Genomic DNA, 7,243 nt, shown 5'->3' with positions numbered 1-7,243 from the left:
CAGTCGGATGTAGATAATGGCGGTGTCAGCAACCAGGCTCTGGCCAGTGGAGAAGACCCTAACGGTGACCCGATAGAAGATGAGTCCGGAACAGATGAAGACAATGATGATCCTACGGATACTCCTCTAACCCAGGAACCATCGATCGCATTAGTAAAATCCGTGACCAATACCGGTAGCGGGGAAAATGGCGCCTTTGTAGTAGGTGATGCGATTGAATACACCTTTACGGTAAGTAACACAGGTAATGTGACTGTGGATAACATTACCATTGATGATGACTTGACAGGAACTGCCGGTTTACCAATTACTCCGACGACATTGGCACCTGGAGAATCGGGAACAGCAACGGCAACCTATACGATCACCCAGGAAGATGTGGATAACGGTGGCGTGAGCAACCAGGCTTTAGCGAGCGGTAATGACCCTAACGGTGATCCTATAGAAGATGAGTCCGGAACAGATGAGGATAATGACGATCCAACAGATACTCCGATCGTACAAGACCCGTCGATCGCTTTAGTAAAAGTAGTAAGCAATACGGGTAGCGGGGAAAACGGTGCCTTTGTAGTAGGCGATGCTATCGAATACACCTTTACAGTAACCAATACAGGAAATGTAACCGTGGCGGATATTAACATCGATGATGCATTGACAGACACCAATGGCTTGCCGATCACCCCGTCTACCCTTGCCCCGGGAGAGAGTGGTACTGCAACGGCGATGTATACGATCACCCAGTCGGATGTAGATAATGGCGGTGTCAGCAACCAGGCTCTGGCCAGTGGAGAAGACCCTAACGGTGACCCGATAGAAGATGAGTCCGGAACAGACGAAGACAATGACGATCCTACGGATACACCTATAGAACAAAACCCGTCCATAGCCTTGGTAAAGACAGGAGAGTATGCGGATATCAACGATAATGATATGGCAGATGAGGGAGATGAAATCACCTATACTTTCACGGTGATTAATACAGGTAATGTAACTGTGGATAATATCACTATCGATGATGCATTGACAGGAACTTTCGGTCTGCCCATCACCCCGGCTGTATTAGCCCCCGGTGAAAGAGGGACCGCTACGGTGACGTATACGATCACCCAGTCCGATGTGGACAACGGTGGTGTCAGCAACCAGGCTTTGGCCAGCGGTGAAGACCCGAATGGTGATCCTGTAGAGGATACTTCGGGAACAGACCCGGACAACGATGATCCTACCGAAACATCTATAGAGCAAAAACCTGATATGACACTTATCAAGGCAGGTGTGTATGTCGATGAAAACGGTGACGGAAGTATAAGTCCGGGAGATATTATACAATATAGTTTTGTGGTGGAAAATACAGGAAATGTGACCTTGAGTAATGTGAGTATTTCCGATGAAACCATGGTGCCCGCCCTGGAAGTTTCGGAAGTAAGTCCGCCTGCTTTGGCCCCGGGAGAAACGGGAACAGCATCTGCGGTTTATGTAATTACCCAGGAAGATATCAACGTAGGTGCGGTATACAATATTGCAGAAGCAAGTGCGGAAACGCCCGATGGAGAAGAGGTATATGAAGAATCACAACCTTCGGAACCACTGGATCCTTCAGATCCGTTTTATATGGACGAATGTCCCGATTGTACGGTTGTCAAACTCGAACGGAACCCTGCAATTACCTTACTCAAGACAGGAGAGTTCAATGACGAAAACGGTGACGGACAGGCCCAGGCCGGAGAAACCATAACCTATAGATTTGAAGTGACCAATACAGGAAATGTGTACCTGAGTAATATAAATATTGAAGATCCCCTGCCGGGGGTAACCATAACGGGCGGACCTGTTTCCCTGGTACCCGGTGAATCGGACAATATCACTTTCTCGGGAACTTATACGATAACCCAGGATGATATTATTGCCCGGGGAGTTACCAACCAGGCTACGGTTCATGCCGATGCTACCGATGGTTCCCGGGTAAGTAACCTCTCCGATAGTGAAGATGGCCTGGGCGACAACCCTACCTTCATAGAACTGGAAGGCTGTACCGTAGAAGTATTCAATGGCGTGTCACCCAACGGAGACGGATTGAACGATACCTTTAAGATACAGGGGATAGAATGTTACCCGGATAACACAGTTGAAATATACAATCGTTGGGGAGTTAAGGTATATGATGTACGTGGATATAATAATAACGACAGGGTATTCCGCGGTTATTCCGAAGGACGTGCAACATTGAACCAGGGAAAACGATTGCCTACGGGAACCTATTTCTATGTTCTGAAATACAGGACAGAAAACAGTAGTGTTCAGGATAAATCGGGTTATCTCTTTATCAACTAATGCTTCAAAAAATGTGAAATATTCCGGTGTCGGTAGTTTGGGCTTACGATCATAATTAAAATATTGTTTCCAACGTATTTCGGATGGTATTCCGGCACCGGATTTTAAAGGTCAGATTAAAAGTGAGAACTAAAAATACAAGGTATATTATGAAAAAGGCAGTATCGGTGCTCATCATATTTTGGTCGTTGTCGGTTTTCGGTCAGCAGGAACCGCAATACACACAGTATATGTATAATACTGTAACGGTGAACCCGGGATATGCAGGTACACGGGGTGTAACCAGTTTATTCGGATTACACCGTTCTCAATGGATTGGTCTTGACGGCGCACCGAGGACCACCCAGTTTTCAATCCATTCTCCGGTAAGCCGTAGAGGGCATGGACTGGGGTTATCTGTTGTGAATGATAACATAGGCCCCTCCAGGGATACTTATATCAATGCCAGCTTTTCTTATTTGTTGCAATTATCCGACAGGACCAGGTTGAATCTGGGACTTATGGGAGGAGGAAGTTTTTTGGAGGTGGATTATAATAAACTTAACCTGGAGAATAATCAGGATCCTAACCTTACCGGAAAATTGAACAAATTCTCTCCGAATGTCGGAGTAGGGGCCTATCTGCATTCCGATAACTGGTATGTAGGGCTGTCGGTACCGGCATTGCTCGAAACCAGTTTTTATGACGATGTGCAGCAATCGGTGGCAAGGGAAAAGATGCATTTTTACCTGATCGGGGGGTATGTTTTTGACCTGGGCCCCTCAGTGAAATTCAAACCTGCAACCCTACTGAAAGCCGTAAGCGGCGCCCCTCTTTCCGTGGATCTTTCGGCCAATTTTATGTTTAATGAAAACCTGACACTGGGTGCGGCCTATCGCTGGGATGCGGCAGTGAGTGCCATGGCCGGATTTAATATTACCCCAAGCCTGTTTGTAGGATACGCTTATGACTGGGATACACGCCGTATTGGTAACTATAACTCAGGCAGCCATGAAGTATTTTTAAGGTATGAGTTTATTTTCTCATCGCGTAACAGGCTGCACTCTCCAAGATTCTTTTAGATTAATTGAATATGAAATACCCATTAACAAATTCACGCAAGCCTAACAGAAAATGTTCTTTGGGCATTACTCACGGCATTTTGATTTTATATGATGGAGCTTGTGAAACCTAACGCAGTGGTTCAGCGTAGCTAATCTTTGACCGTTGAAAACAAATAAAAAGAACAGATGAAAAACAAATATATCAGGATGAAAAAATATATACTCATCGGGTTATGCCTGATTATTGGAAATATAGCCTTTCCACAGGAAGCAAAAAAAACAAGGGCAGACAAGAGCTATGAAGATTTCGGCTACATAAAATCCAGGGAACTCTATGAAAATCTGCTGAAAAAGGGGTATGAATCCAAAGATCTGTACAGCAAACTGGGAGATACCTACTACTACAATGCCCTATATGCAGAAGCCTTGCAACATTACGAAAAAGTGTTTTCTTACGAAGAAGAAACAGACCCGGTGTACTATTACAGGTATGCCAAGTGCTTACAGGCCGAAGGTAATTATGAGGAAGCCGGGAAAGTACTGGAAAAATTTTACGGATTGATCGGTCAGTCCGGAAGGCAAGGAAATTCCTTGACTGAAGAATTGTCAAGAATCCGGGAAAACTCCGGACGATACGAAATCACAGATGTGGAAATTAACAGTAAATATGCCGATTTCGGTCCCGCTTTTGGCAGGGACGGACAAATCCTGTTTGCTTCCGCCAGGGATACCGGGATTTTCGTAGACCGTACGCATAAGTGGAATAAAAAGCCTTTTTTAAAACTTTACACGGCGTCGGCAAACGATGACGGGACCCTGTACGAGCCCGAACAGCTCAAAGGCGATGTAAATACCAAATACCATCAAAGTTCCCCGGTAATCACCAAAGACGGGGAAACCATGTACTTTACCCGGAATAACTTCACACGGGGAAATTACGGCAAGGACGAAGAAGGAACCAATCACCTGAAGATATACAGGGCGAAATATGCTAACGGAAAATGGACAGAGATAGAAGATCTGCCTATTAACGGGGAAGAATTCTCCACTGCGCATCCTGCCCTTAGTCCGGATGATAAATACTTGTATTTTGCTTCGGACAGGCCCGGCAGCAAGGGAATGTCGGATATCTTCCGGGTAGAGATCACGACCGACGGCGGTTTCGGCCCTGTGGAGAATCTGGGGGAAATTGTAAATACCGCAGGTAGGGAAACTTTCCCTTTTATAGCTGAAGACGGAACACTCTATCTGGCTTCCGACGGGCATGCCGGGATCGGCGGATTGGATGTCTTTGCGGTTATCAACGGGCCCTTCGGAGAGGAACAGGTGATCAATGTAGGGGAACCCGTAAACTCGAAAGATGATGATTTTGGGTATATCGTTGATGTTAATACACGAAAAGGATATTTTTCATCCAACCGTAATGAAGAAACCGGATTTGACAATATATACACTTTCCTGGAAAACGCTCCTCTTGCCATAGCGGCGGAATTATGTGGACATGTGAGGGATATTCACACCAAAGAACCTCTTGCCCGGACAAAAGTCACACTATACGATGAAGAAGGGGAAAAGAAAAAAGAATTCGAAACAGACGACGCGGGTAATTTTTGCGTAAAAGTACTTGCAGGTAAGAATTATAATACCCGTTATGATAAGGAGGAATACCAGCCGCATGAAGAATTTGTAACGAAGCTCGAAGCAGGAGAAAAAAGGGAAGTGCTCATTGAATTGGAACGCGGGGATATGTTCCCCGGCGACGATCTGGCGCAAAAACTCAACCTGAACCCTATTTACTTTGATTTCGACAAGCATAATATCAGGGAAGATGCTGCCAAAGAACTGGCTAAGGTTATACAGGTTATGCAGCAATACCAGGGTATGGTCATAGAAGTGCGGTCGCATACGGACAGCAGGGGCAGTGACCGCTATAACCTTGGGTTATCTGACAGGAGAGCAAAGTCTACAGTCCATTATATTGTTGAAAAAGGGGAAATATCTCCGGACCGGGTTAGCGGAAAGGGTTATGGTGAAACAGAATTGGTGAATGAATGTGCTAATGGAGTACCTTGTTCCAGGGAGAAACACCAGTTAAACAGGCGAAGTGAATTTATAATTGTTGAAATCCGTAAATAAACGAACATCACGATATAAGTATTTGTAATATCAATTGAAAGTTCTTTCATCCGTACAAAACAAAACGGGATTCTTGTAAAAGATCCCGTTTTTTATGGCATCATACAATCAGAAAAAGTGTTCCGATTCGGCATTAAACACTATATTTGAAAACAATGGTATGGTAAATTGCAGACAGATTTTCGGCATGCAGTAATCTTGTGAGTTTCAATTAGTAATTATCCTTGCTTATGGTAATCTTAAACAAATGATACACATAATGCAAACCAACGGTGATCTGATCATCACCTTTATCCGGGTCATCGCGGGTGTAATTATCATCCCGTATGGAATGCAAAAATTATTTGGGTGGTTCGATGATCTGGGAGGAGGCGTAGGGATTAAAGCTTCCCTGCGTAGTTTTAAGGAGAAGAAAATACCGCTGTTTATTGCTTGGCTTGTAATTCTGGGGCAATCGATAGGCAGTATAATGTTGTTTATCGGTCTTGCCGGGAGGGTAGCTGCATTTTGTAACTTCCTTATTTTTAGCGGGGCCCTTGCCGTGCATTTTTCCGAAGGCTGGAGTATGAACTGGACCGGTAAGAAACAGGGGGAAGGGATAGAATATTTTATTATGCTCCTGACATTACTTCTGGTGGTGATCCTTAAAGGGAGTGGAGGTCTGTCTGTTGACTATTGGCTTTTCAATAAGTGATATGATTTTAGACAGGAAAACGGCAGGTTGGAAAAAGCTTAGATGCATTTAACAATAATACGGTCCGGCGCTCTTAAAAAGCCTGTTTGCTTTGTACCTTAATTAATTGAAAATAATCCATGGTTACCGCCTCATACGTCGAAGTAGCTGGCTTAGGATATATTTTTTGTTTCCGCATTCCTCTTTCCGGTATCTGTTTTATGAAAAGAAATAAATGAAATGATTAAAAGACCTAGAAAAATAACAGGTGATATCCTGGCCGACATGGGATTACCCGAAGCCGTATGGGCTATGAAGGCGGAAACAAAGGTGATGGCAAACCCGGCGTAGGCCCATTCCTTGATCCACCCTTTTATCAGCGCAAGAAGAACAATCGCTCCTATCAGTTTGGCGATGGCAAGTTCTATCCGGAAATGATCAGGATACCCAAGGTGTGTAAAAGCTTGTTGTATACCGGCATTTGTCAAATAGGAATACGTAGAGAACAACATCATCAGGGATACGATAATGGTTGTTACCCAGTAAGTCAGTTTCCACGGTTTTTTCATTTTTTTTTATTTTGTTTGATATGGCTAAATTAAACCTATTTACTATGGCTTTATTAGCAATATATCAAAGGTTAGTAGTTACGTTTGGGTTAGTTATGGCATTTGGAAGGATCGTTACTATAGGAATAAAGATAAGTCCTGCCCCCTGGACCGGCTGTGTGCCCCGATGCAGATAACAGTAGTGCCGGGTGAAAAATAAAAGGGAACAAATTAAGATTTGAATTCTTCCATTAATGACGGTGATCGGGCACCTCCCGATATCATCTAAAAACGCTTTCTCCTACTAAGAGGTGAAATCTTAAAGAAATAGTCGGGAACCTTGTCATATACTTTACCGGTTGTATTTTGTCTTCATCTGGAGAAACGGATTCTGATCCTTAACGTTGCGCTTAAATGACACACTTTTTTTTGTGTTAAAAAAACAGGCGTTTGATAATTTAGGAAAGGATTTTGTGAGAAAAATAAAAATTATCTGGGACTTTTCCTATACTTAA

5 protein-coding genes are annotated in these 7,243 nt (G+C 43.9%); 4 read left to right on the top strand and 1 reads right to left on the bottom strand.

The annotated features are described in order from the left end of the window. The 4 genes from ACVBDU_RS18455 to ACVBDU_RS18440 form a co-directional block, all read left to right on the top strand. Positions 1-2,328, top strand: a 2,328-nt coding sequence (locus tag ACVBDU_RS18455) for a CLIPPER-2 domain-containing protein (protein WP_447181205.1), incomplete at its 5' end; no start/stop codon positions are given. A gap of 149 nt (positions 2,329-2,477) precedes the next feature. Continuing rightward, positions 2,478-3,389: a PorP/SprF family type IX secretion system membrane protein gene (locus tag ACVBDU_RS18450; protein WP_447181204.1), complete on the top strand. Its 912-nt coding sequence runs from the start codon at positions 2,478-2,480 to the stop codon at positions 3,387-3,389. 168 nt (positions 3,390-3,557) lie between these two features. Next, complete coding sequence (locus ACVBDU_RS18445) at positions 3,558-5,507, top strand: OmpA family protein (protein WP_447181203.1); 1,950 nt, start codon at positions 3,558-3,560, stop codon at positions 5,505-5,507. Positions 5,508-5,754: 247 nt separating this feature from the next. Next, on the top strand, positions 5,755-6,201 hold the full coding sequence (locus tag ACVBDU_RS18440; RefSeq protein WP_447181202.1) for a DoxX family protein: 447 nt from the start codon (positions 5,755-5,757) through the stop codon (positions 6,199-6,201). A 152-nt stretch (positions 6,202-6,353) separates the two neighbouring features. On the opposite strand, the gene ACVBDU_RS18435 is transcribed toward ACVBDU_RS18440, so the two are convergent. After that, positions 6,354-6,749 carry a DoxX family protein gene (locus ACVBDU_RS18435; RefSeq protein WP_447181201.1) on the bottom strand — a complete coding sequence of 132 codons (396 nt, stop codon included), beginning with the start codon at positions 6,747-6,749 and terminating at the stop codon, positions 6,354-6,356. Positions 6,750-7,243: the final 494 nt, after the last annotated feature.

This window comes from Sinomicrobium endophyticum, from assembly GCF_052983315.1.
This window is presented reverse-complemented; position numbering and strand designations above follow the sequence as displayed.